This window comes from Anaerosporobacter mobilis DSM 15930, from assembly GCF_900142955.1.
Classification (GTDB): Bacteria; Bacillota; Clostridia; order Lachnospirales; family Lachnospiraceae; genus Anaerosporobacter; species Anaerosporobacter mobilis.
Genome location: NZ_FRCP01000005.1, coordinates 329,945 through 353,534, shown reverse-complemented (window position 1 = coordinate 353,534; position 23,590 = coordinate 329,945). Strand labels below are relative to the sequence as shown.

The window sequence follows — 23,590 nt, the reverse complement described above, 5'->3', positions numbered from 1 at the left end:
GACGTTTATGAATAGAAGAGATCGAGTGAAAGAGAAGAAAATGAAAAAATTTACGCACCAAATGCAAGCAAAAACATTGCTTGTATTTGGTGTTGTTTTGCTATTGTTGATAATTTTGGTAGCTAGACTAACGTATTTAAGGAATGAAAATGGCGATAGATATTCTAAAAAGGTACTATCACAACAGACCTATAGTAGTAGTGTAATTCCTTATAGAAGAGGAGATATTGTTGATCGCAATGGAACGGTACTTGCTACTTCGATTAAAGTGTATAATCTTATACTTGATCCAAAGACAATCCTAGAGACGAAGAAGGTTAATGGAGAAGTGACAACACCTTATCGTGAACCAACGCTTCAAGCTTTAACTACATATTTCGATGTAGAATATGATGAATTAAATCAAATCTTAATTGATAAACCGAAAAATCAATACACAGTTATGCTAAAACAATTAGAGTATAATGAAATTAAAGATTTTAAGGAAGCTATGGCAAAAGAGGATAGTAAGATACAAGGAGTTTGGTTTGAAGAGGAGTATAAGAGAATCTACCCATATAACTCTACTGCCAGTGATATCATAGGATTCACTTCTTCGGGGAATGTTGGTAACTGGGGACTTGAACAGACATATAATTCTTATCTTAATGGGACGAATGGAAGAGAGTATGGGTATTTTGATTCGGAATTAAATCTTGAAAGAACAGTGAAACCTGCTGTAGATGGTGACACAGTTGTATCAACCATTGATCTAAACATTCAACAAATTGTAGAAAAACATATTAAGAAATTTATGAAAGATATTGGTGCTAAGAATACGGCGGTTATAGTAATGGACCCTAATACTGGCGAGATTATATCTATGGCATCTGACAAGCAATATGATTTGAATGATCCATATGACTTGACAGGATATTATACGGATAGTGAAATTAAGAAAATGTCGGAAGAAGAACGTTTGAATGCGTTATATGACATATGGAAGAATTTTGCGATTTCACAAAACTATGAACCTGGATCTACATTTAAACCTTTTGTTATGGCCGCAGCCCTAGATGAAGCAATCGTATCAGATGGAGACCATTTTTATTGTGATGGTGGTGAAGTAGTAGTGGAAGGAACGAAGAGAATCCGTTGTGTAAATCGTAGTGGTCATGGTGACCTAACAATTGAAGAAGCAATTATGAAGTCTTGTAATGACACCATGATGCAAGTTGTAGCTAAGATGGGACGCTCACTAATGTCAAAATATCAATTTAATTATGGATTCGGAAGAAAGACAGGAATTGATTTGCCAGGTGAAGAGAAGGGGCAAGTGTTTACAGAGGATCAGTTGAATCCTCTTGAACTTGCCACAACTTCATTTGGACAAGGCCTTACAACTACAATGGTACAGATGGCTTCCTCTTTAAGTGCAACTATCAATGGTGGATATTATTATACTCCACATCTTGTGAATAAGGTTAAGAATGCGGATGGAGCCACAGTAGAGAATAAAGATGCTGTATTATCAAAGCAAGTAATTAGTACTAAAACTAGTGACTTGCTAAGAAGATATCTATATAACACAGTTGAAAAAGGAACGGCTGTAACTGCAGGAGTAAAGGGTTATCAAATAGGTGGTAAAACAGGTACAGCTGAGAAACATACAGGAGATGAAGGTGCGTATCTAGTATCGTTTATCGGATATGTACCTTATGATAATCCGCAATATGTTATCTATACAATTGTTGATGAAGTGAATGCGGATGATCAAGCACAAAGTCGTTATGCACAGCAGTTATCACATGATATCCTAGAAGAGATTCTTCCGTTCTTAGGAGTATTAAAATCAAGTGATGATAGTACGACTGAGGATAAAGATAAGACGGACAAAAAAGATACTACGGACAAGAAAGATGACGCTTCTAATTCATCACAAACAAATGGCACAAATGCAAATGATGCAAATGCTGACAACACAAATCAAGCGAATGAAGCTACAAGTGGTGAACAAAATGTAGAGTCTGGTGAGGATGAGGAGAATGATACTGAAAATTATGATTTCTTCGACGATGATGTTGATAGCCAGATTAAGAATGGGTTAGATTCTAGCAAGAGTGATGAGGAAGAAAAAGGACCTGCCACGGAAGGCGAAGAATAACGACCTGGGTCGACAGTGTTCAATTTAACATTGTCGACCTATCAATTTTTCTGCATAACAAGAAGGTTTGTAAGCTTAGGAATAACCCAAAGTTATTAGTAATACAATGAATTAATAACAAAACGAGGTTTAGGAATGGCTACAAATCGAACTTATAATCGAAGGAACATTTTTACAGTGTTTTCAATTGTACTACTTATTTCCCTTGTTCTTGTTGGCAGACTTACTTACATAATGGTATATCGAGCAGATTATTATGGAGTGAGGGCACAACAATTACACGAAAGAGAAAGACCAATCAAGGCTGAGAGAGGTATTATATATGATAGAAACGGTATTGAGATTGCGTCTAATAAACCAGTATGTACAATATCCGTAATTCATAGCCAAATCAAGGAACCTGAGACGGTAATAAAACTATTATCTGAAACACTCGGTATAAGTGAAGATAAGGTAAGAAAACGTGTAGAAAAAGTATCATCAATAGAAAGAATTAAGGCTAACGTTGATAAAGAAACAGCTGATATAATAAGAAATTATGACTTAGATGGTGTTATGGTAGATGAAGACTATAAGAGGTATTATCCATACGGTTCTCTAGCGTCGAAAGTAATTGGTTTCACGGGTAGTGATAACCAAGGTATAATTGGTTTGGAAGTGGAATATGACAAGTATCTACAAGGAATTGATGGAACGATTTTAACTCTGACAACAGCCCAAGGTCTTGAAATTGAGAATGCAGCGGAGGATCGTGTGGAACCAATGGAAGGGAATAGTCTGACGCTAAGCTTAGATGTGAATATACAACAATATTGTGAACAGGCCGCTAAGAAAGTTATGGAGGAAAAACAAGCAAAGAGTGTTAAGATGATCTTGATGAATCCTCAGAATGGTGAAATCTATGCCATGGTAAATTATCCTGAATTCGATTTGAATTCGCCATATACATTACTTAATCAAGATGAATCTCAGGCAACGACTTTAACTGACAAAGAGAAGAATAACTTGCTAAATGAGATGTGGAGAAATGCATGTATCAGTGATACCTATGAACCTGGTTCTACTTTCAAAACTGTTACAGCGGCAGCGGCATTAGAAGAAGGTGTTGTTAAACTTACAGATAACTTCTATTGTCCGGGGTATAAGATTGTTGAGGACCGCAAGATTCGGTGCCATAAGGTAGGCGGACATGGAGCTGAAACATTCATAGATGGTATTAAGAACTCTTGTAATCCAGTGTTTATCGAGATTGGAGCAAGAGTAGGGGCTACGAATATGTATAAGCATTTCAAAAAGCTTGGATTGTTTAGTAGAACGAGTATTGATGTACCTGGTGAAGCAAATTCTATTATGCATAAGGTAGACGATATAGGTGCTGTAGAGTTGGCAACCATCTCTTTTGGCCAATCCTTTCAGATTACCCCTTTGCAGTTGTTAAGAGCAGCCAGTGCTATTGTTAATGGTGGTAACTTAATAACGCCACACTTCGGAGTATCAATTACGAATCCAGACACGGGGAATGTTCAGAAGCTTAAGTATGATGTGAGTGATGGAGCAGTGTCAAAGACTACTTCTGACACGATGAAGAGTTTACTTGAAGCAGTTGTTTCAGACGGAAGTGGTAAACGTGCGTATCTACCTGGTTTTAGAATCGGAGGAAAGACAGCGACTTCAGAGAAACTTCCAAGAGGTACGGGCAAATACATTTCTTCCTTTATTGGGTTTGCCCCAGCAGATAACCCACAGGTTATTGCAATAGTATTGATTGATGAACCAGTAGGAATATACTATGGAGGAACAATAGCAGCCCCTGTTATCTCAGGAGTATTTGATAATGTATTGCCATATCTAGGGGTTGAAGAAAACTATTCTGAGCAAGAAATTGAAGAGTATGGAATTGGAAGTTTTACTGTACCTGACTTTCTAGGGAAATCAAAAGATGAAGCCAATCAATTGATTAAAGTGCATGATTTCGGTGAAATATACTATATAGGAGAAGGGGATACAGTAGCAGAACAATTCCCGTTATCAGGTGAGACTGTTGACAAAAATAGTGACTTGATTCTATATCTTGATTAGATTATAATTATAAGTTAGGCGGGTTTGCGACGTTTATATAAATGCAAAATACGTATGAAAATATGAGGTGAATGACATGAATTTAAAATTAGTATTACCAGTGTTGATATCGTTTGCAGTTACGATTATACTGTGCCCTATAGTGATTCCGTTTTTAAAGAGACTTAAATTTGGACAGTATATTCGTGGTGAAGGACCACAATCACATCAGAAGAAATCAGGTACTCCTACAATGGGAGGAATTATTATATTGGTAAGTATAGTAGTTACTTGTTTGTTCTATATTAAAGACAATCCTAGTATTACTCCAATTCTTTTTGTAACTTTAGGTTTTGGATTAATCGGGTTCTTAGATGACTACATCAAGATAGTTATGAAGCGTAATCTTGGTTTACGTGCTTGGCAAAAGATGCTTGGTCAACTTATAGTAACAGCAGTATTCGGTTACTACCTGATGAATTATTCAGATGTTGGTACTGAGATACTAATTCCATTTATGGGTGGGAAGTTAGTTGATATATCTTGGTTGTATATTCCGATGTTCTTTATCGTAATGTTAGGTACCGTGAATGGTTCTAATTTTACAGATGGTCTTGATGGTTTAGAATCAAGTGTAACAGTACTTATTGCGACATTCTTTTCTGTAGTGGCAATTATTGCGCCAATCGGTGCGAACAGTGGAATTTCTCCGATTACTCTAGCAGTTGCAGGAAGTTTACTAGGTTTCTTGATATATAACGTATATCCGGCAAAAGTGTTCATGGGAGATACTGGTTCGCTAGCGTTAGGTGGTTTTGTTGCCGCTACAGCATGTATGTTAAAAATGCCGTTATTCATTATTCTTGTGGCATTGATTTATTTGGTGGAAATCCTATCGGTTATGATTCAAGTAACATATTTTAAGTTAACTGGTGGTAAGAGAATCTTTAAGATGGCACCAATCCACCATCACTTTGAATTATGTGGTTGGTCAGAAACAAGAGTAGTGGCTGTTTTCTCAATCATTACCGCAGTACTTTGTATAGTTGCGTTTGCTGCTATGTAAGATGATTTCGTGTGTACTTGCGCACGAGCGTATAATCAGACGCAGACGAGAAAATGGTTGAAAGAATATTCAATATTAAGAAAGGTGTCATGCGTTGCTCGCTTTCAATCTTTTATATGAGCAATCACAAGTATACTTGCGATATGCATGGGTATAAGTATGGAATTAGAGAATAAAATGGTATTAGTACTTGGAACTGGGATTAGTGGTATTGCTGCAACAGAGCTCTTACAGCAAGGGAAAGCAAATATTACTTTGTTTGACTCGAATGTAGAGTTAGATGTGGAGGCAGTAAAAAGACGTATTGGAAATGTAGAGAATGTTAATATTGTGACTGGAGAGTTAACCGAGGAGATAATTGCAACACTAGATCTTATGATTATAAGTCCTGGAGTACCTACGGATTTACCTCTTGTTAACAAGATAAGAGAAGCGGGTGTTCCTATTTGGGGTGAAATCGAATTGGCTTATCAGTTTGAAAAAGGTCATGTGGCTGCAATAACTGGTACGAACGGCAAAACAACAACAACAGCGCTAACGGGAGCAATTATGAAGACTTATTTTGAGAATGTTTTTGTTGTTGGCAATATCGGTATTCCATATACAAACGTTGTTGCACAGACAACCAAAGATTCTGTTACTGTAGCTGAGATGAGTAGTTTTCAATTAGAAACAATTCAGAGATTTAGACCAACAGTGAGTGCTATACTTAATATTACGCCAGATCATCTCAATCGTCATCATACAATGGAGAATTATATTCAAGCGAAAGTTAACATAATGAAGAATCAGACGCCAGAGGATACTTGTGTACTTAATTATGAAGATGAGATACTTAGAGAGATCGGAAAAACAGTTAATGTAAGAGTAATTTATTTCAGTTCAGCTAGAGAGTTAGAAGAAGGAATCTATCTGAAAGGTGAAGAGATTTATAGCCGTTTTGATGGAACAGAAACAAAAATCTGTAATGTTCATGAGCTCAAGGTAATTGGTAAGCATAGTTATGAGAATGTAATGGCTGGAATTGCAATTGCAATTACAATGAAAGTCCCTATGGAATACATCAAAAAAGCAATCTGTTCCTTTGAAGCTGTTGAACATAGAATAGAATATGTTGCAACGAAAAGAGGAGTAAAATACTATAACGACTCGAAAGGAACAAATCCAGATGCGGCTATTAAAGGCATCCAGTCTATGTCAACACCAACAATGCTAATTGGTGGTGGTTACGATAAGGATTCTGATTATACAGAATGGATTCAAGCCTTTGATGGGAAAGTCAAGAAATTAGTATTAATAGGTCAAACAAAAGAGAAGATTGCAAATACAGCTAAGAAATGTGGATTTACTGATTATGTTTTTGCTGATTCTTTAGAAGAAGCTTTTGAAATTTGTATGAATGAAGCTAAGTCAGGCGAAGCTGTATTATTATCTCCGGCTTGTGCTAGTTGGGGAATGTTTAAAGATTATGAACAAAGAGGAACAGTTTTCAAAGAATTGGTTCATAAGATAGAAGAGTAATATTACTTATTCCTGTTCTGGGAAAAACTCAAAACGAGAAAGGCAGGGGGATAGAAAGTGGCAAGAAGTGAAAGTAGGAGTATAACGCAAAAGAAAAAAAGATATAGTTACTACGACTATAGTTTACTATTTCTAACCTTATTTCTTGTTTGTTTTGGGCTTGTTATGATATACAGTACGAGCTCCTTTAATGCGCAAAGAATGTTCGGTGATTCTACTCATTTTGTAAAACAACAAGGATTGGCAGTGGTGCTTGGAATTGCAGCGATGTTGGTAATTTCGAAAATTGACTACCGAATATTCCTAAAAAAGGTACCTATATTAAAGATTCGATTCGTAACGTTAATCTACATAGGTGCAGTGTCTCTACAGATTGCGGTTCTTATTTTCGGTAGAGAGGTTAAAGGTGCAAAGAGATGGATTGATCTTGGTTTTATATCCTTTCAACCATCTGACTTGTCCAAAATAGCTACAATACTGTTTGTGGCATATGTGGTTAATCTAGCCCCAAGAAGACTTGACAAAATTACAGGCTTCTTTCGCATCGCAGTTTATATGGCACCTTTGTTAGGGTTAATCGCGAAAGAAAACTTAAGTACAGCGATTGTTATAGCAGGTATTTTGGTGTCTATTTGCTTTGTAGCGAGTAGAAAGAAATTATACTTTATCATAGTTGGAATACTATGTGTTGCAGTTGGTTCTCTTTATGTATTTGGGGTTGGTTATCGAAGTGAACGTGTTGATGTCTGGAGAAACGTTGAGACACATCCAAAAGGATATCAGATTCTACAAGGCTTATTTGCTATTGCATCGGGTGGTATCTTTGGTACAGGTCTTGGCCAAAGTATGCAAAAGTTAGGATTTATTCCTGAGGCGCATAATGATATGATTTTTACAATCATATGTGAGGAATTAGGTTTGTTTGGCGCAATAGCAGTTATATTATTGTTTGTTTTATTATTATGGAGATTATTCATCATTGCAATTAATGCACCAGATCTTTTTGGTGGGCTTATTGCGGTTGGTATAATGGCACATATAGCAATACAAGTCATCTTAAACATAGCGGTTGTATCAAATTCAATTCCATCAACAGGAATTCCACTACCATTCATCAGTTACGGTGGTACCTCTGTATCGGTATTATTGGCTGAAATCGGTGTTGCTTTAAGTGTTTCTAATCAAATTCGAACGGAAAGATAAATTAATAAATAAGATTTCGTTCATTATGAATGAGGGAGGTAGTCCCGATTAGTTACAAATGTTTTTAATTTAGCACACATATTTTAAGAGTTCATATAATATATTATATTTATGGACTGTTAGGGGTGTGCGCTGTGACTTATATTCAGGTTATCGGGGGCAAAAAGCTTCACGGTGATATTGAAGTTCAAGGGTCAAAGAACGCGGTACTTCCTATTTTGGCTGCCAGTGTTCTGCATAATGGTGTTACGACAATTCATCATTGTCCAGATATTAGTGATGTACAATGTATGATTCGTATATTAGATAGTATAGGCTGTAAGATTAAGAAAGAAGGGTCTACAATAATTGTAGACGCCACACAGCTTAACAATTATCGTATACCAGATGAATATGTAGCAAGAATGAGATCTTCAATTATATTACTTGGCCCGTTATTAGGAAGACAGCATTTTGTTACCATTTCATATCCGGGTGGCTGCACAATAGGTGCTAGACCGATTGATTTACATGTTAAAGGGCTAAAACGTTTGAGTGCCGAAATTATAGAAGCAAACGATCTACTTACATGTATGACTACAAAGTTAATGGGAAGTGAAATTAATCTTGATTTTCCTAGCGTAGGTGCAACTGAGAATATATTACTAGCCGCTGTATTAGCGGAAGGTACAACTATCATTAAAAATGCTGCAAAGGAACCTGAGATTGAAGAATTATGTGAATTCTTAACCTGTATGGGAGCTAAAGTTGATGGTATTGGAACTGGTACTATTGCAGTTCAAGGTGTGACTGCATTACATGATTGCGAATACACAGTGAAGGCGGATCGAATTGTTACGGGAACGTATATGGCTGCAGTAGCAGCTACAGGAGGGAAAATAACCTTACGTGGAGCAGTAAAAGAGCATTTAGAGGAGGTAATTGGGGTAGTTAATAGAATGGGCTGTATTACACAAACTAGCTCAGATGGTATTACAGTTATACAAAAATCAAGACCAAATGCATATGATTTGTTGAGAACAAAGCCATATCCAGGTTTTCCAACTGATTTGCAGTCGCCAGTTATGGCTGCTTTAACAGTTGCGAAAGGTAATAGTATACTGATTGAGAATATATTTGAAGCAAGATATAAGGTGGTAAGAGAACTTATAAAAATGGGTGCCAATATCGAGATTGATGGTAAAATTGCTATAATTAGAGGTGTTAAAACTTTGCATGGAACTTCCGTTAAGTCATATGAATTACGTGGAGGGGCAGCACTTGTTATTGCAGGCATGATAGCGAAGGAAACAACGGAAATTCATTCGATTGAATATATATTAAGAGGTTATGAAGATATCTGTAGAGATTTACAGATGCTTGGAGCTAATGTGAATTATATGGAAGAAAATATGTAATAACATATGTAATAGTGTATGTAATTACGAATTTGATAACTAACCTTCACCACGGTAATAGAAGTTTCTGTTATTGTGGTGAAGAGGTTATCGCGAAGAATACTGGTTGATACCTTAGAATACGAAGAAAATGGTGAGAAAGCATGAGAAAAGTACGAAAATATAAAAAGAGAATAAAAGCTAAGATTATATTGTCTGTATTTGTATTGCTAGCACTTGGACTAGTTGTTTTCTCACAAGTAAGCCGAATTCAGGATATCAAAGTAATTGGTTGTGAACGGTATTCGCAGGAAGAGATAAAAGATATATTGTTATCAGACACTCACTATAATAATAGCATATATCTATATCTTAAGTACAAATATGGAGAACCTAAGAATGTACCTTTCATTGAATACATGGATGTCAAACTTACGAGTGTAAATACGCTTACCGTTCATGTATATGAAAAATCAATTTTTGGCTGTATCAAATATTTTGGTGACTATATGTATTTTGATAAAGATGGTATCGTTGTTGATAGTTCTAATGAACGATACGAAGGAATTCCAATTGTGACAGGGCTAACATTCAAAACTATGATGCTAACAGAAAAACTTACAGTGCAAAAGGACGAGTTGTTTGATGTTATTAAGGATTTGACAAAACTTATACATAAGTATGAAATCAATATCGATACCATACATTTTCAGTCAAACAATGAGTTAATATTGTATAGTCAAGACATAAAAATTTTGCTTGGAAAGAAGGATATGTATGATGAACAGATTGCAGAACTTAAGAATATGTTGCCTAATATTGAAGGCAAAAAAGGTACTTTGCATATGGAAAACTTTACAACAGGAAATAAGACCTATTTTGAATATTCCAAGTAAAATTCTTTTAAATAAGGGTTGATTATTTAGGTAATAAAAGATATTATATAATATAGTTATGATGTTATCATTGTAAGTAATTTTATTCTCTTCCAAGAATAAAAGCCAACGGCGAGATTGAAAAGCCATACAAAAGTTTAGAGTCATGTACAGTGATGCATGACTTGCAGCAAGCGCACTAAGGCGTTCTTGAAAATTACAAGATCACTTCGGGGAGTGATTTTGTTTTATAAAAATTGATATAAGTAAAAAGGAGGAAGTACCTTGCTTGAAATAAGAACTAACGAATCTGATTCAACTGCTAAAATACTTGTCATTGGAGTTGGTGGTGCAGGCAATAATGCTGTTAATCGAATGATAGAAGAGAATATTAAAGGGGTTGAATTTGTCTGTGTGAATACGGACAACCAACATTTGAAAACTTGTAAAGCACCTACATGCTTACAAATTGGTGAAAAGCTTACAAAAGGGCTTGGCGCAGGTGCACAACCTGAAGTAGGAGCAAAAGCAGCTGAGGAAAATAGAGAAGACTTAACAGAAATTATAAAGGGTTCAGACATGGTTTTCGTTACTTGTGGTATGGGAGGCGGAACAGGTACTGGAGCAGCTCCTGTAGTAGCACAGATAGCGAAAGAACTTGGTATACTTACCGTTGGTATTGTCACAAAGCCTTTCAAATTTGAGGCAAAAGCAAGAATGAACAATGCCGTATCTGGAATCGAACGTTTGAAAGAGAATGTTGATACATTAATTGTTATCCCAAATGATAGATTACTTGAAATTGTTGATCGTAGAACAACAATGCCTGATGCACTACGAAAAGCTGATGAAGTACTTCAACAAGGTGTACAAGGTATTACAGACCTTATTAACGTACCTGGTTTAATCAATCTAGATTTTGCTGACGTACAAACTGTAATGAAGAACAAAGGCGTAGCTCATATCGGTATCGGTGTTGGACATGGTGATGATAAGTGTGTTGAAGCAGTAAAACAAGCAATCACAAGTCCATTACTAGAAACTACAATTGAGGGTGCATCTCATGTTATTATTAATATCTCTGGTGATATCAGTTTAATCGAAGCAAATGAAGCAGCAACTTTTGTACAAGAATTAGCTGGTGAGAGTGCAAACATAATCTTTGGTGCTATGTATGATGAATCATCACCTGATCAATGTACAATTACTGTAATTGCAACGGGATTAGAAGAATCATCTCAGAAAGAACCTGTAAAGGCTCCTTCGTTTTTAAATCAAGGTACTAACCGCCAGGTAACACAACAAGCACCTAAGTTTGGTACAGGATCAAATAGTGGGACAAGCACTTCAAGTTCATTCTCAAGACCATTATCTAACAATCCTACTCCAGTAGCACATACGCAATCAGCTGCCTCTAGACCTGTTCAGACTTATTCAAGACCAGTATCTCAAGATACCGATCATGATGGTATTAAGATTCCTGAATTCTTAAAGAAAAATCGTAAATAATAAAATTGTTGTTGAAACTTATTAGGACCATTGTACATAATGGTCCTATTTTTCTCTTGTTTTTTCTCTAAAAAATAAAGTTTGTGTATTCTTGACCTACATTCTGTAGGATTCTGTATTACTTTGATGAAAAGTAATTGGAATATATTACCAATAAATGACAAAAACAATATTGCAAATACGTTATAATGAGTTCACTGAGTGTGTTTGATGATCACGTTTCGGTACATCGTTAAGCGACAAGAGATGGGGGTGAACATTGAAACTAGAGGTTTACATTGATTTAGTCTTCGGGGTAAATCTAATCATGGATTACTTACTTCTAGAAATGATGCAAAAACTCGTGAAGAAGAATAGTAAAATGGGTCGAAAAATATTTGCTGCAATACTAGGCGGTTTGGGAGCTTGCTTCAGTATTATGGTACCAACGTTTCGATCAGGTATCTTTATGATACTATTTGGAGTTATATTGGCAGGTTTTATGCTTAAGATCGCGTTTCGTTATGAAACTATGAAAGCACTTGCGAGAGATATTTTAGTATATTATGCAATAACCTTCTTAGTTGGTGGTATATTGAATTACTTATATTATTATACAAGTGCAGGATATTATATTACTGAGTTTATGCGAATATTGCCATCAAAAGCTCTTAATTTTTTCTATTTGATTTGTTTTTTTGCTATTGCTGGAGGTTTTATCCATCTTGTGAAACGAATTTTGATACAAATGAAAGGAACAAGGGAGTTGTTCTATAATGTGGAATTAGTATTTGGTGAAAAAAAGATAACATGTAAAGGTTTTTTAGATACGGGGAACCATCTTAGAGAACCGGTATCGAAGAGACCAGTAGTTATTGCGGATCTAGATGGAATTAAAGATATTTTACCAGAGGAATTGATTGATTATGCAAAAGATTTTATGAGTGATGCAATACATAAGAATATCGATCGATTTGTGGTAAGAATCAAATGGATTCCCTATCATGCTGTGGGTACTGAAGAAGGTATCTTGCCAGGAATTGTATTTGATGAAGTGAATATCCTTAAGGAAGATGGAGTAGTACATAATCCGAATATTACAGTTGCAATTTATCAAGGTAAATTAACGGTGGATAACAGTTATCATATTATCTTACATGAGGAATTATTATAACGGGAGGAATGGAGCATGTTGCTAAAGGTATCAATACCGAATAAATTTCAATTCAGAGTAATACCAGATTTTAAAAATGTAATTTTTAAACAAAGAGGTGACATTCACTATATTGGTGGAGCGGAAGTTTTACCTGCACCACTAGATACAGAAAGAGAATCTGATATTATTTCAAGGTTGGGAACCGACGATGATGCAAAAGCGAAATCAATCTTAGTTGAACATAATTTGCGTTTAGTTGTGTACATAGCGAAGAAGTTTGACAATACTGGTGTTGGTGTCGAAGATTTAATATCAATAGGAACGATTGGGTTGATAAAAGCGATTAATACGTTTAAACCTGATAAGAATATTAAGTTGGCAACCTATGCTTCAAGATGTATCGAGAATGAAATCTTGATGTATCTACGCAGAAACAATAAGACAAAGTTGGAGGTATCTATTGATGAGCCTCTTAACGTAGATTGGGATGGAAATGAATTGCTATTATCCGATATATTGGGAACGGATGAGGATATTATATATAGGAATATCGAAGATGAAGTTGATAGAAAACTTCTTAATAAAGCGCTTGGGAAGCTTAGTGAGAGAGAACGGGTTATTGTTCAGCTTCGGTTTGGCTTGAATTCCAAAGATGGTACGGAAAAGACGCAAAAAGAAGTGGCTGATCTTTTAGGGATCTCACAATCATACATATCAAGGCTAGAGAAGAAAATAATGAAACGTCTAAAAAAAGAAATTGTGAGACTTGAGTAGAGTGTAACGTTACCAGAAAAGTTGAATACTATATAATATGGTAAAAAGTACTAAATAATGAAAAATATAATAAGTATAAAGTGCCATTAATTAGCACATCATTTATGTATATATTTGATGTGGAGGTTAATGAAATGGCTCTTTACAAAGTTGAAATATGTGGTGTTAATACAGCAAAATTGCCTTTACTTAAGAATGACGAAAAAAAGGAACTCTTTGATCGTATACTTAAAGGGGATAAAGAAGCGAGAGATCTTTATATAAAAGGTAATCTTAGACTTGTTCTTAGTATAATTCAAAGATTTTCTAACAGCAATGAGAATGTTGATGACTTATTTCAAATTGGTTGCATTGGTCTTATGAAAGCGATTGACAACTTTGATATATCACAAAATGTAAAGTTTAGTACCTACGCAGTTCCAATGATTATTGGAGAGATTCGTAGATATCTTAGGGACAATAATAGCATTCGTGTTAGTAGATCCTTACGTGACACAGCTTATAAAGCAATCTATACCAAAGAAGCTTTGATGAGGAAGAATGATAAAGAGCCAACAGTATGCGAGATTGCCAGCGAAATTGGCATAAGCAAAGAAGATATCGTGTTTGCTTTAGATGCAATTCAAAGTCCAGTTTCCCTATATGAGCCAGTTTATTCAGAAGGCGGAGACGCCATCTATATTATGGATCAAATTAGTGATAAGAAGAACAAAGAAGAGAACTGGATTGAAGAAATTGCTTTAAAAGAGGCGATGGGTAAATTATCTGACAGAGAAAATAATATTATTAAATTAAGATTTTTTGAAGGAAAAACGCAGATGGAAGTAGCAAATGAGATAAGCATATCTCAAGCGCAAGTTTCGAGATTAGAAAAATCAGCACTTAAGAATATGAAGAATTATTTAATGGGCAAATAAAATCTGAAGGGGCGATATGCTTGCGTTTTTGTGAATTGAGAGAGAAGGAGGTCATTAACTGTAGAAACGGACAGAGATTAGGATTTGTATGTGACCTTGATTTTGATACATGTACCGCAAAGATACGATGTTTGATAGTACCAGGACCTTGTAAAATCTGGGGTATACTTGGTAGAGAAAGCGAATTTATCATTGACATTGCATGTGTCAAGCAAATAGGAGAAGATGTTATTCTAGTAGATATTGATGAAGAAAGGTGCCTTGTTGGGTGCAAGTGTTAATGATAAGGTTAAATGTCAATAAAGTTCTTGACATAATACAATCAGTTACTATAATTAGAGTGTGTACATATAATTGTACACACTCTAATTTTTTGTAATAACGCAGACAAGCATGCGATATTCATAGGAGAAAGTAAAACGAATATGTAATTGAGGGGGGATTTAATGAAGTGTCCATTTTGTGGTGAAGAAAATACTAGAGTTATTGACTCTAGACCAGCCGATGATAATTGTTCCATTCGTAGAAGACGTCAATGTGACCAATGTAGAAAACGTTTTACTACGTATGAAAAGATAGAAGTAATTCCATTAGTAGTAATAAAGAAAGACATGAATCGTGAGCCTTACAATCGATCAAAGATTGAAGCAGGGGTATTTCGTTCTTGCCATAAGAGGCCAATTTCTGTGAATAGTATTACGGCTGTCGTTGATGACATTGAAAATGCGATTTTCAACTTGGATAAGAACGAGATTAATAGTAACTTAATTGGTGAAATTGTAATGGATAAATTAAAAGAATTAGATCCTGTAGCTTATGTAAGATTTGCTTCTATATATAGGGAGTTCAAAGATGCTAATACATTTATGGATGAACTCAAGAAGATTCTTGATAACCAAGGTGAATAACTTAAAACTAGTAAATAAAGACTATGAAGTGATACTAATATATTACTTGATAGTCTTTTTGATTTGCAAAAAAGACGTGTAGGTATGTTATGTTTTAAGACGAGCTTGTACATATATGGTAATTATGCTATAGTGTAAATATATGGTTCTTAAAGTCTTGAAGAGAGGGAAAGGATCATTATGTTTAGTAAATCATACTGTGCTGCTATTTTAGGAATAGATGGAATTTCAGTACAAGTGGAGGCAGATGTTAGTGATGGTCTGCCAAGTTTTGATATGGTCGGTTTTCTTGCTTCAGAAGTTAAGGAAGCAAAAGAAAGAGTGCGAATAGCTTTAAAGAATTCAGAATTTCGTCTACCACCCAAACACATCACAATTAATCTATCACCTGCAGATATCCGCAAGGAGGGAACTGCTTTTGATTTTCCAATCGCTATCGCGATTCTAGTCGCTTCTGGCTATATTCCACAAGACAATATAGATGATTGTATGATAATTGGTGAGCTAAGTCTAGATGGGCATCTACAACGTGTAAATGGGGTGCTTCCCATGACTTTTGCTGCGGCAAAGCATGGTTTTAAGAGGTGCTTAGTTCCGATTGATAACGTTAGAGAAGGCGCTGTAGTAACGGATATTGAAGTAATCGGTATAAGGACATTAATGGAAGCGGTAGAGTATCTGAATGGAACACGAATAATCGAGCCGTGTTTCGTTGATTTAGAAGCCCTGTTTGAAAATGAAAGCTATCAAGAATATGATGACTTTAGTGATTTGGTTGGACAGAATATGATGAAGAGAGCTGTTGAGGTTGCTGTTGCAGGGATGCATAATATTGCAATAATTGGTCCGCCAGGGGCAGGTAAAACTATGATTGCCAAACGGATACCGAGTATAATGCCTCGAATGAGTGTCGAAGAAAGCATGGAGATCTCAAAAGTGTATAGTATCGCGGGCTTATTAGGAGGAGATCGAGTATTAGTACATAATAGACCGTATCGTGCACCACATCATACTATTACACCAACAGCGTTAGTTGGTGGCGGAAGAATGCCAGTCCCAGGAGAGATTAGCTTGTCATCTGGAGGCGTTCTTTTCCTGGATGAACTTCCAGAATTTCAAACTCGTACACTTGAGGTCTTGCGGCAGCCATTAGAAGAACGCACGGTTACCATAACTAGAGTTCAAGCGACCTATAGATACCCTGCAAGTTTTATGCTTGTTACCGCGTTAAATCCTTGTAAATGTGGATATTATCCTGACACACGAAGGTGTAACTGTTCGCTTCACCAAGTTAAACAATATCTAGGGAAGATATCAAGACCATTACTAGATCGAATCGATATCTGTGTGGAAACAACACCAGTTGAGTATCAAGAATTAGTTTGCTCTGAAAAAGGAGAGTCTTCAAAAGAAATACAAAAACGGGTTCAAGAAGCAAGAAAGATACAAAGTAAACGTTATAAAGGTACAGGAATCTATTATAATTCTATGTTGAATACGAAGCAGATTAATAAATATTGTAAGCTTGGGCGTGAAGAAGAAAAGATCATTGAGAATGCATTCAATACGCTTAATTTAAGTGCTCGTGCATACCATCGGATTCTTAAAGTTAGCAGAACGATAGCTGATCTTTGTGGGGAGGAAACGATACGAAAAGAACATCTGTATGAAGCGATTAGTTATCGAAGCTTAGATAAGAAATATTGGGGGGATTTATAAATGGCATGTTCAAAACAGAAATTATTATGGTATGCCTGGTCAAAGAAGGAGAACATAGGATATAAAGAAACCACTAACCTATTAGCTTATTATGGGTCAATAGAAGCTGTGTTAACGGTAGAAGCAGATGAAATCAATTCACTAGAATGGTTATCTGATAGTGCTAAAGTTACGATACTAGAAGGTATAGATCTAGAAAAAGAATATAAATCATATGAAGAGTTAAATAGAAAGGACATACATTTTGTAGTACAAGAAGATCTAAGATATCCAAAACGATTGCTGAATATGTATGATCCGCCTTGGTTTTTGTATTATCTTGGAGAACTACCAGATGAGAAGTTACCTACTGTTGCAATAATAGGGGCGAGGGCTTGTTCTGCCTATGGTTTAGAGGTGGCACGTAAGTTTGCTAAAGAATTAGCTATGAACAACATACAAGTTGTAAGTGGACTTGCAAAAGGAGTTGATGGCTATGCTCATAGAGGAGCATTAGAAGGGAAAGGAAAGACATTTGGTGTTATTGGAAGTGGTGTGAATATCTGCTATCCAAGAGAGAATTATCAATTGTATCACGATGTGGAATATCAAGGTGGTGTTCTATCGGAATACCCACTAGGTTCTCCGGCATTAGCATTTCATTTTCCTGTTAGGAATCGAATTATAGCGGGACTATCAGATGGCATATTCGTAGTGGAAGCGAAGGAAAAGAGCGGGACGCTAATTACAGTAGATTGTGGTCTTGAACAAGGTAAAGATATTTATGCGCTACCAGGAAAGATTACGGATCAGTTATCAATTGGATGTAATCGATTAATACAAAACGGTGCAAAATTAGTACAAACAGCTAGTGATATTATAGATGAACTAGCAGGACGATATCCTTTCTTAGTGAATAAGAGAAAAAAGAGTAAACAAGAGTCTATTGTTTTTGAAAATCAAGTGACAGATGAGGAGAAGTTAGTTCTTATGAAACTAGGGTATGAGCCAGTACATTTTGAGAAGCTATTAATAGATACTGGATTAGATACCGTTAAGTTAATGGAAGTTATTTTTGTTTTACAGATGAAAGGTTTAATAAAAGAGATATCTGCACAATACTATATATTACATACAATATTCGTGTATTCTTAATAATGGAAATATGGGTTTTCTCCTTATAAAAGGAGGGTATCTCTTATGTTTGGTTATATAATATAAATGAACTGCAAAATATGGATTGATTTATGAAGGGAAATAGTAAATATACCCAAAAAAAGAAAATAAATAATAATTCGCTTGAAACGTATTAAAAAATAGTGTATGCTAGTTTAAGTTTAGACTACGGTAATACAAATGTCAGATATTTGTTATTAACGTTGGAATAATGAATAGTGAATTAGTAAATAGTATGGGAATATAAATTCACTTAATAATTAAAGGAGTGATTACATGCCAAAATATCTCGTGATAGTAGAATCACCTGCTAAGGCAAAGACAATAAAAAAATTTCTTGGTTCCAATTATGAAGTATTAGCTTCTAGTGGTCATGTAAGAGATTTCCCAAAGAGCCAAATGGGTATTGATTTTGAACATGATTATGAACCTAAATATATAACAATTCGAGGTAAGGGGGATTTACTTGCCAAACTAAGAAAAGAAGTAAAGAAAGTAGATAAAGTTTATCTTGCAACTGACCCTGACCGTGAAGGAGAAGCAATTTCATGGCATCTAGCAACAGCATTAAAGTTAGATACAACATTATCAAATAGAATTGCATTTAATGAAATTACTAAGACAGCAGTTAAGAATTCATTGAAACAAGCTAGAACAATAGATATGAATTTAGTTAATTCACAACAAGCAAGAAGAATGCTAGACCGTATGGTAGGCTATTGCATTAGTCCACTATTATGGGAAAAAGTAAAACGTGGATTAAGTGCTGGTAGAGTGCAATCAGTTGCACTTCGAATTATCTGCGATCGTGAAGAGGAAATTAATGCGTTCGTACCTCAAGAATATTGGACACTGGAAGCTAGTATTCAGGCTAATGGTGAAAAAAAACCATTAGTTGCCAAATTCTACGGTGATGAGAAGAGCAAGATAGAGATTGAATCCGAAGAACAGATGAATGAAATCTTGAAGAAGTTAGAGAATGCTGAGTACAAGGTTACTGATGTTAAAGTTGGAGAACGTATTAAGAAAGCTCCATTACCATTTACAACTAGTACATTACAACAAGAAGCAGCCAAAGTATTGAACTACTCTACTCAAAAGACGATGCGCCTTGCCCAACAATTATATGAAGGTGTGGATATCAAAGGTAGTGGAACAATTGGTTTGATTTCTTATTTGCGTACAGATTCTACGCGTATCTCAGAAGAGGCAGATGCAAGTGTTAAAGAATTTATCAAGGAAAATTATAGTGAAAAATATGTAACCTCAGAAGATGGCAATAAGAATGTAGGTAAGAAGATTCAAGATGCGCATGAGGCAATTCGACCTACTTATGTTGATATGACACCGACGAAGATTAAAGAGTCGTTAAGTAGAGATCTATTCCGTCTATATCAATTGATATGGAAAAGATTTGTGGCATCTCGTATGCAACCAGCGAAGTACGAAACAACTTCTGTGAAAATCTCTGCAAACGGATATAGATTTACCACAAGTGCATCAAAACTAGTGTTTGATGGTTACTTATCTGTATACAATACTGAAGATGATAAAGAAGAAAAGAATAACCTATCTAAAACATTAGATACAAATTCTAAGTTGACACTAATCGACACTGAAAGTAAACAACACTTTACGCAACCACCAGCTCATTTTACAGAAGCCTCATTGGTTAAGACGTTGGAAGAGTTAGGAATTGGTCGTCCTAGTACCTATGCACCAACAATTACAACAATTATAGCAAGAAGATATGTTGCGAAAGAGAATAAGAATCTTTATGTAACAGAACTTGGTGAAATCGTTAATAAAATTATGCTACAAGCTTTTTCTAGCATTGTAGACGTTAATTTCACAGCAAACCTTGAGATGTTATTAGATAGAGTAGAAGATGGATCTGTTAACTGGAAAACTGTTGTTAGTAACTTCTACCCGGATTTAGACGAAGCAGTTCAAAATGCAGAGAAGAAATTAGAAAAAATAAAAATCGAAGATGAAGTTACAGATGTAGAATGCGAAGAATGTGGTAGAAAAATGGTTATTAAATACGGTCCACATGGTAAATTCCTAGCATGTCCTGGCTTCCCAGAGTGTAGAAACACGAAAGCATATCTTGAAAAGATTGGTGTTGCATGTCCGAAATGTGGCAAAGATGTTGTTATCCGTAAGACTAAAAAAGGCCGAAAGTACTTTGGTTGTGAAGACAATCCAGAGTGCGATTTTATGACATGGCAAAGACCTACGAATGAAAAATGTCCGAAATGTGGAGCTATTATGGTAGAACGAGGAAATACTCTTGTTTGTAGTGAAGAAACTTGTGGGCATACACAACCTAAAGAAATAAAAAAAGAAGATTAATAGTAATAACTAATACTATGTAATTATATATTAACGCTAGTTTTTTATATAAAACCTTTAGTATTTATGAGATTTGTGCTATAATTGTCAAACAACTATTGTTTTTATTCAAAATGTATGATAAACTTGGTCTATCAAGAAATATTTTGCAAATGGTATGTTTAAATACTGAAGTCTTCTCGTATTGGGGGTCTATTGTTTAAATATAAGAAGATATCTTTTATTTGCAGAAAATTATATAGTTATTCTATATATAAGTAAGTGCGTGATGTTAGTAATGTTGAGTTTATGTAACAAAAAGCAGGAGGGCTGACAATATGAGCGTGCAATTATTAGATAAGACAAGAAAGATTAACAAGCTTCTTCACAATAATAATTCTCATAAAGTAGTATTTAATGATATTTGTGATGTGCTTAGTGAAATTCTTGAATCTAACATATTGGTAATTAGTAAAAAGGGTAAAGTTCTAGGAATTAAAAATCGTAGTGATATTAGTGAAATCAAAGAGCTTATTAAAGATAGTGTAGGAGGTCACATTGATAAACTTTTGAATGAACGTTTGCTAAATATTCTTTCAACAAAAGAAAATGTGAATCTTCTAACACTTGGTTTTGAATTCGATAATATTAATGATTGCCAGGCGATGATTACTCCAATTGAAATTGCAGGGGAGCGTTTGGGAACATTATTCATATACAAGAATAATGCACAGTATATAATAGACGATATTATTCTTAGTGAGTATGGTACTACAGTTGTTGGGTTAGAGATGATGCGTTCGGTAAATGAAGAAAATGCAGAAGAACATAGGAAAGTACAGATCGTGAAATCTGCGATTAGTACATTATCTTTCTCAGAGTTAGAAGCAATAACACATATTTTTGAAGAGTTGGATGGAAATGAAGGAATTCTAGTAGCAAGCAAAATTGCGGATAGAGTTGGTATTACAAGATCCGTTATTGTTAATGCGCTTCGTAAGTTCGAAAGTGCAGGTGTTATTGAATCGAGATCATCGGGCATGAAAGGAACATATATTAAGGTCCTTAATGATGTTGTATTTGATGAATTAAAAAAATTGAAATACAAATAGTAAGTAGGAAGGTTGAAAATTCGAAGAATTCTTACTGGTATGTTGTGTATCATTTTTTCGAACTCAATTATGAAAAGAATTTGCACACGTTGCAGATTCTTTTTTTGATGTTATTCGATTGGGTATTTGTGGAAAAAATAATTCGGTTTCTTATATTACTTTTTTGTCTTTTATAATTATTAACGAGTGCTTGCAATCTATATTAACAATGAAAACAAACAAAATAAATTACTATATGTAAAATATTGACAAAATACACGGAAATTATTAATCGAAATATAAAAATTATTGTATATTTATCTGATTTTTAGATAGTAAAATAATCCTATTTACTTTGCCCTTAGAAATTCAAATTATTCTATTATTGGTTGTAAATGGCTTAAATTCAACATTTTTTAGAGAATTGATGAAAAGAAAAGAATTGTGCTATAAAGAAATAAAACTTGTTTTTTTGACAAAAATCAATATAATTATTATAGGAATGATTATTTTGAAGATCCTTTGAAAGGAAGTGTGAGAGAATGATATTATCAGATGCGTATAATTATATTAATGTAACTGGACAAGCTGCTGCTGCAAGTAAGATGAGAAGTACAGTTATAGCAAATAATATTGCAAATGTAGATACACCAAATTACAAGAGACAGGATGTTAAATTTGAATCCTTATTAGCAGCACAGATGTCTGGCGGTGGAAGTCTAGATTCGAAAATAGCTTCCATGGATTTAGCAAGATTAAATGCTCAGGTATATACAGATAATGCGAATTTAAGTTATCGCTCAGATGGTAACAATGTAGATATATCAACAGAAAGTTCTTATTATGCACAAAGCCAGTTAAAGTATAATACATTAGTGGATTATATGAATCGAGGATTTAGTGCGATTAAAATAGCAATGGGCAAGTAAATTTAACACGGATAAGAATAGATAAAATATAACTAGTATGGAGGAATAGCATGTCGTTATTTAATGCAATGAACGTGAGTGCAAGTGGAATGACAGCGCAACAATTGAGAACGGATATTATTTCGCAAAATATTGCGAATGTAAATACAACTCGTGGCGCTGATGGGAAACCATATGTTAGAAAAACGGTAGTTTTTGCTGAAAAAGATACCAGAAGTTTTAGTGGAGTTTTACAGAATGTTTTAGCTTCTAGCAATGGAGTTAAAGTTACAAAAATAGTAGAGGATACACAAACACCGATGAGGAAAGTTTATGATCCCGCTCATCCAGACGCTGATCAAGATGGTTATGTAAGTTATCCTAACGTGGACACGGTAACAGAAATGACAAATCTTATTGATTCAAGTCGTGCTTATGAAGCAAATATTACTTGTTTTAATGGTGCAAAAGCAATGGAATCTAAAGCTTTAGAAATTGGGAAATAATATTAAGAGGAGTACAGAATGAATATAGAATCTATTAAAAATATATCAAGTATACTAGATAATACATATAATGGAGCTGTAAAAAAAACAAATAATGGTACAGGTTTTGAGAGTTTATTTCAGTCTGCATTAAATATGGTTAATGAGACAGACACGTTAACAAATAAGGCAGAAGAAGAGGCAATCAAATATTCATTAGGCTATTCGGATAGTGCGCTAGATTTGATGGTAGCTCAGACAAAAGCCAACACCTCTTTACAATTCACAGTAGCTGTGAGAGATAAAGTATTAGAAGCCTATAAAGAAATTATGAATATGCAGTTTTAGTTAGAGATATAAGAAGTATCTTGCAGTGTATATTTTGCAGAATAGATTTTTTACAATATACAAAG

At 34.9% G+C, this 23,590-nt stretch carries 20 protein-coding genes; all 20 read left to right on the top strand.

The features are described 5' to 3' along the window. Window positions 1-7 precede the first annotated feature (7 nt). The 20 genes from BUB90_RS01520 (at window position 8) to fliE (ending at window position 23,525) form a co-directional block, all read left to right on the top strand. Window positions 8-2,143 carry a peptidoglycan D,D-transpeptidase FtsI family protein gene (locus BUB90_RS01520; protein WP_073282018.1) on the top strand — a complete coding sequence of 712 codons (2,136 nt, stop codon included), beginning with the start codon at window positions 8-10 and terminating at the stop codon, window positions 2,141-2,143. 135 nt (window positions 2,144-2,278) lie between these two features. Further along, entirely contained in the window at window positions 2,279-4,222 is a 1,944-nt protein-coding gene (locus BUB90_RS01515) for a penicillin-binding transpeptidase domain-containing protein (RefSeq protein WP_073282016.1), read from the top strand. A gap of 76 nt (window positions 4,223-4,298) precedes the next feature. After that, entirely contained in the window at window positions 4,299-5,267 is a 969-nt protein-coding gene (gene mraY / locus BUB90_RS01510; protein WP_073282014.1) for a phospho-N-acetylmuramoyl-pentapeptide-transferase, read from the top strand. Between the two features lie 159 nt (window positions 5,268-5,426). After that, complete coding sequence (murD, locus tag BUB90_RS01505; RefSeq protein WP_073282012.1) at window positions 5,427-6,788, top strand: UDP-N-acetylmuramoyl-L-alanine--D-glutamate ligase; 1,362 nt, start codon at window positions 5,427-5,429, stop codon at window positions 6,786-6,788. Window positions 6,789-6,845: 57 nt separating this feature from the next. Next, complete coding sequence (locus BUB90_RS01500; protein WP_242952455.1) at window positions 6,846-7,991, top strand: FtsW/RodA/SpoVE family cell cycle protein; 1,146 nt, start codon at window positions 6,846-6,848, stop codon at window positions 7,989-7,991. Between the two features lie 134 nt (window positions 7,992-8,125). Beyond that, complete coding sequence (murA, locus tag BUB90_RS01495) at window positions 8,126-9,388, top strand: UDP-N-acetylglucosamine 1-carboxyvinyltransferase (protein ID WP_073282010.1); 1,263 nt, start codon at window positions 8,126-8,128, stop codon at window positions 9,386-9,388. A 143-nt stretch (window positions 9,389-9,531) separates the two neighbouring features. Continuing rightward, entirely contained in the window at window positions 9,532-10,263 is a 732-nt protein-coding gene (locus BUB90_RS01490) for a cell division protein FtsQ/DivIB (protein ID WP_073282008.1), read from the top strand. Window positions 10,264-10,527: 264 nt separating this feature from the next. Beyond that, entirely contained in the window at window positions 10,528-11,751 is a 1,224-nt protein-coding gene (ftsZ, locus tag BUB90_RS01485) for a cell division protein FtsZ (protein WP_073282006.1), read from the top strand. Window positions 11,752-12,010: 259 nt separating this feature from the next. Continuing rightward, complete coding sequence (locus BUB90_RS01480) at window positions 12,011-12,904, top strand: sigma-E processing peptidase SpoIIGA (protein WP_073282004.1); 894 nt, start codon at window positions 12,011-12,013, stop codon at window positions 12,902-12,904. A gap of 15 nt (window positions 12,905-12,919) precedes the next feature. After that, window positions 12,920-13,660: an RNA polymerase sporulation sigma factor SigE gene (gene sigE / locus BUB90_RS01475; RefSeq protein ID WP_073282002.1), complete on the top strand. Its 741-nt coding sequence runs from the start codon at window positions 12,920-12,922 to the stop codon at window positions 13,658-13,660. Window positions 13,661-13,794: 134 nt separating this feature from the next. After that, window positions 13,795-14,577 (top strand): RNA polymerase sporulation sigma factor SigG, encoded by a 783-nt coding sequence (gene sigG, locus BUB90_RS01470; RefSeq protein WP_073282000.1) that lies wholly within the window; start codon window positions 13,795-13,797, stop codon window positions 14,575-14,577. A 20-nt stretch (window positions 14,578-14,597) separates the two neighbouring features. Continuing rightward, window positions 14,598-14,858 carry a YlmC/YmxH family sporulation protein gene (locus tag BUB90_RS01465; protein WP_073281998.1) on the top strand — a complete coding sequence of 87 codons (261 nt, stop codon included), beginning with the start codon at window positions 14,598-14,600 and terminating at the stop codon, window positions 14,856-14,858. Window positions 14,859-15,023: 165 nt separating this feature from the next. Beyond that, on the top strand, window positions 15,024-15,485 hold the full coding sequence (gene nrdR / locus BUB90_RS01460; RefSeq protein ID WP_073281996.1) for a transcriptional regulator NrdR: 462 nt from the start codon (window positions 15,024-15,026) through the stop codon (window positions 15,483-15,485). A 180-nt stretch (window positions 15,486-15,665) separates the two neighbouring features. After that, window positions 15,666-17,204, top strand: a complete 1,539-nt coding sequence (locus BUB90_RS01455) for a YifB family Mg chelatase-like AAA ATPase (RefSeq protein WP_073281994.1) — start codon at window positions 15,666-15,668, stop codon at window positions 17,202-17,204. Beyond that, on the top strand, window positions 17,205-18,338 hold the full coding sequence (dprA, locus tag BUB90_RS01450) for a DNA-processing protein DprA (protein WP_073281992.1): 1,134 nt from the start codon (window positions 17,205-17,207) through the stop codon (window positions 18,336-18,338). A gap of 297 nt (window positions 18,339-18,635) precedes the next feature. Next, window positions 18,636-20,714, top strand: a complete 2,079-nt coding sequence (topA, locus tag BUB90_RS01445; protein WP_073281990.1) for a type I DNA topoisomerase — start codon at window positions 18,636-18,638, stop codon at window positions 20,712-20,714. Window positions 20,715-21,031: 317 nt separating this feature from the next. Further along, window positions 21,032-21,805: a GTP-sensing pleiotropic transcriptional regulator CodY gene (codY, locus tag BUB90_RS01440; protein ID WP_073281988.1), complete on the top strand. Its 774-nt coding sequence runs from the start codon at window positions 21,032-21,034 to the stop codon at window positions 21,803-21,805. A 521-nt stretch (window positions 21,806-22,326) separates the two neighbouring features. Beyond that, entirely contained in the window at window positions 22,327-22,713 is a 387-nt protein-coding gene (flgB, locus tag BUB90_RS01435) for a flagellar basal body rod protein FlgB (RefSeq protein WP_073281986.1), read from the top strand. A 50-nt stretch (window positions 22,714-22,763) separates the two neighbouring features. Continuing rightward, the gene (gene flgC, locus BUB90_RS01430; RefSeq protein ID WP_073281984.1) at window positions 22,764-23,198 is read left to right on the top strand and encodes a flagellar basal body rod protein FlgC; all 435 of its coding nucleotides are present in this window, start codon (window positions 22,764-22,766) and stop codon (window positions 23,196-23,198) included. Between the two features lie 18 nt (window positions 23,199-23,216). Then, a complete protein-coding gene (fliE, locus tag BUB90_RS01425; RefSeq protein WP_073281982.1) occupies window positions 23,217-23,525 on the top strand; it encodes a flagellar hook-basal body complex protein FliE in 309 nt (102 codons plus the stop codon). Window positions 23,526-23,590 lie beyond the last annotated feature (65 nt).

Bases quoted from the DNA above. Each gene is read 5' to 3' on its own strand.
- BUB90_RS01520 (WP_073282018.1), top strand. From the start codon at position 8: ATGAATAGAAGAGATCGAGTGAAAGAGAAGAAAATGAAAAAATTTACG.
- BUB90_RS01515 (WP_073282016.1), top strand. From the start codon at position 2,279: ATGGCTACAAATCGAACTTATAATCGAAGGAACATTTTTACAGTGTTT.
- mraY (WP_073282014.1), top strand. From the start codon at position 4,299: ATGAATTTAAAATTAGTATTACCAGTGTTGATATCGTTTGCAGTTACG.
- murD (WP_073282012.1), top strand. From the start codon at position 5,427: ATGGAATTAGAGAATAAAATGGTATTAGTACTTGGAACTGGGATTAGT.
- BUB90_RS01490 (WP_073282008.1), top strand. From the start codon at position 9,532: ATGAGAAAAGTACGAAAATATAAAAAGAGAATAAAAGCTAAGATTATA.
- sigE (WP_073282002.1), top strand. From the start codon at position 12,920: ATGTTGCTAAAGGTATCAATACCGAATAAATTTCAATTCAGAGTAATA.
- sigG (WP_073282000.1), top strand. From the start codon at position 13,795: ATGGCTCTTTACAAAGTTGAAATATGTGGTGTTAATACAGCAAAATTG.
- nrdR (WP_073281996.1), top strand. From the start codon at position 15,024: ATGAAGTGTCCATTTTGTGGTGAAGAAAATACTAGAGTTATTGACTCT.
- BUB90_RS01455 (WP_073281994.1), top strand. From the start codon at position 15,666: ATGTTTAGTAAATCATACTGTGCTGCTATTTTAGGAATAGATGGAATT.
- dprA (WP_073281992.1), top strand. From the start codon at position 17,205: ATGGCATGTTCAAAACAGAAATTATTATGGTATGCCTGGTCAAAGAAG.
- topA (WP_073281990.1), top strand. From the start codon at position 18,636: ATGCCAAAATATCTCGTGATAGTAGAATCACCTGCTAAGGCAAAGACA.
- codY (WP_073281988.1), top strand. From the start codon at position 21,032: ATGAGCGTGCAATTATTAGATAAGACAAGAAAGATTAACAAGCTTCTT.
- flgB (WP_073281986.1), top strand. From the start codon at position 22,327: ATGATATTATCAGATGCGTATAATTATATTAATGTAACTGGACAAGCT.
- flgC (WP_073281984.1), top strand. From the start codon at position 22,764: ATGTCGTTATTTAATGCAATGAACGTGAGTGCAAGTGGAATGACAGCG.
- fliE (WP_073281982.1), top strand. From the start codon at position 23,217: ATGAATATAGAATCTATTAAAAATATATCAAGTATACTAGATAATACA.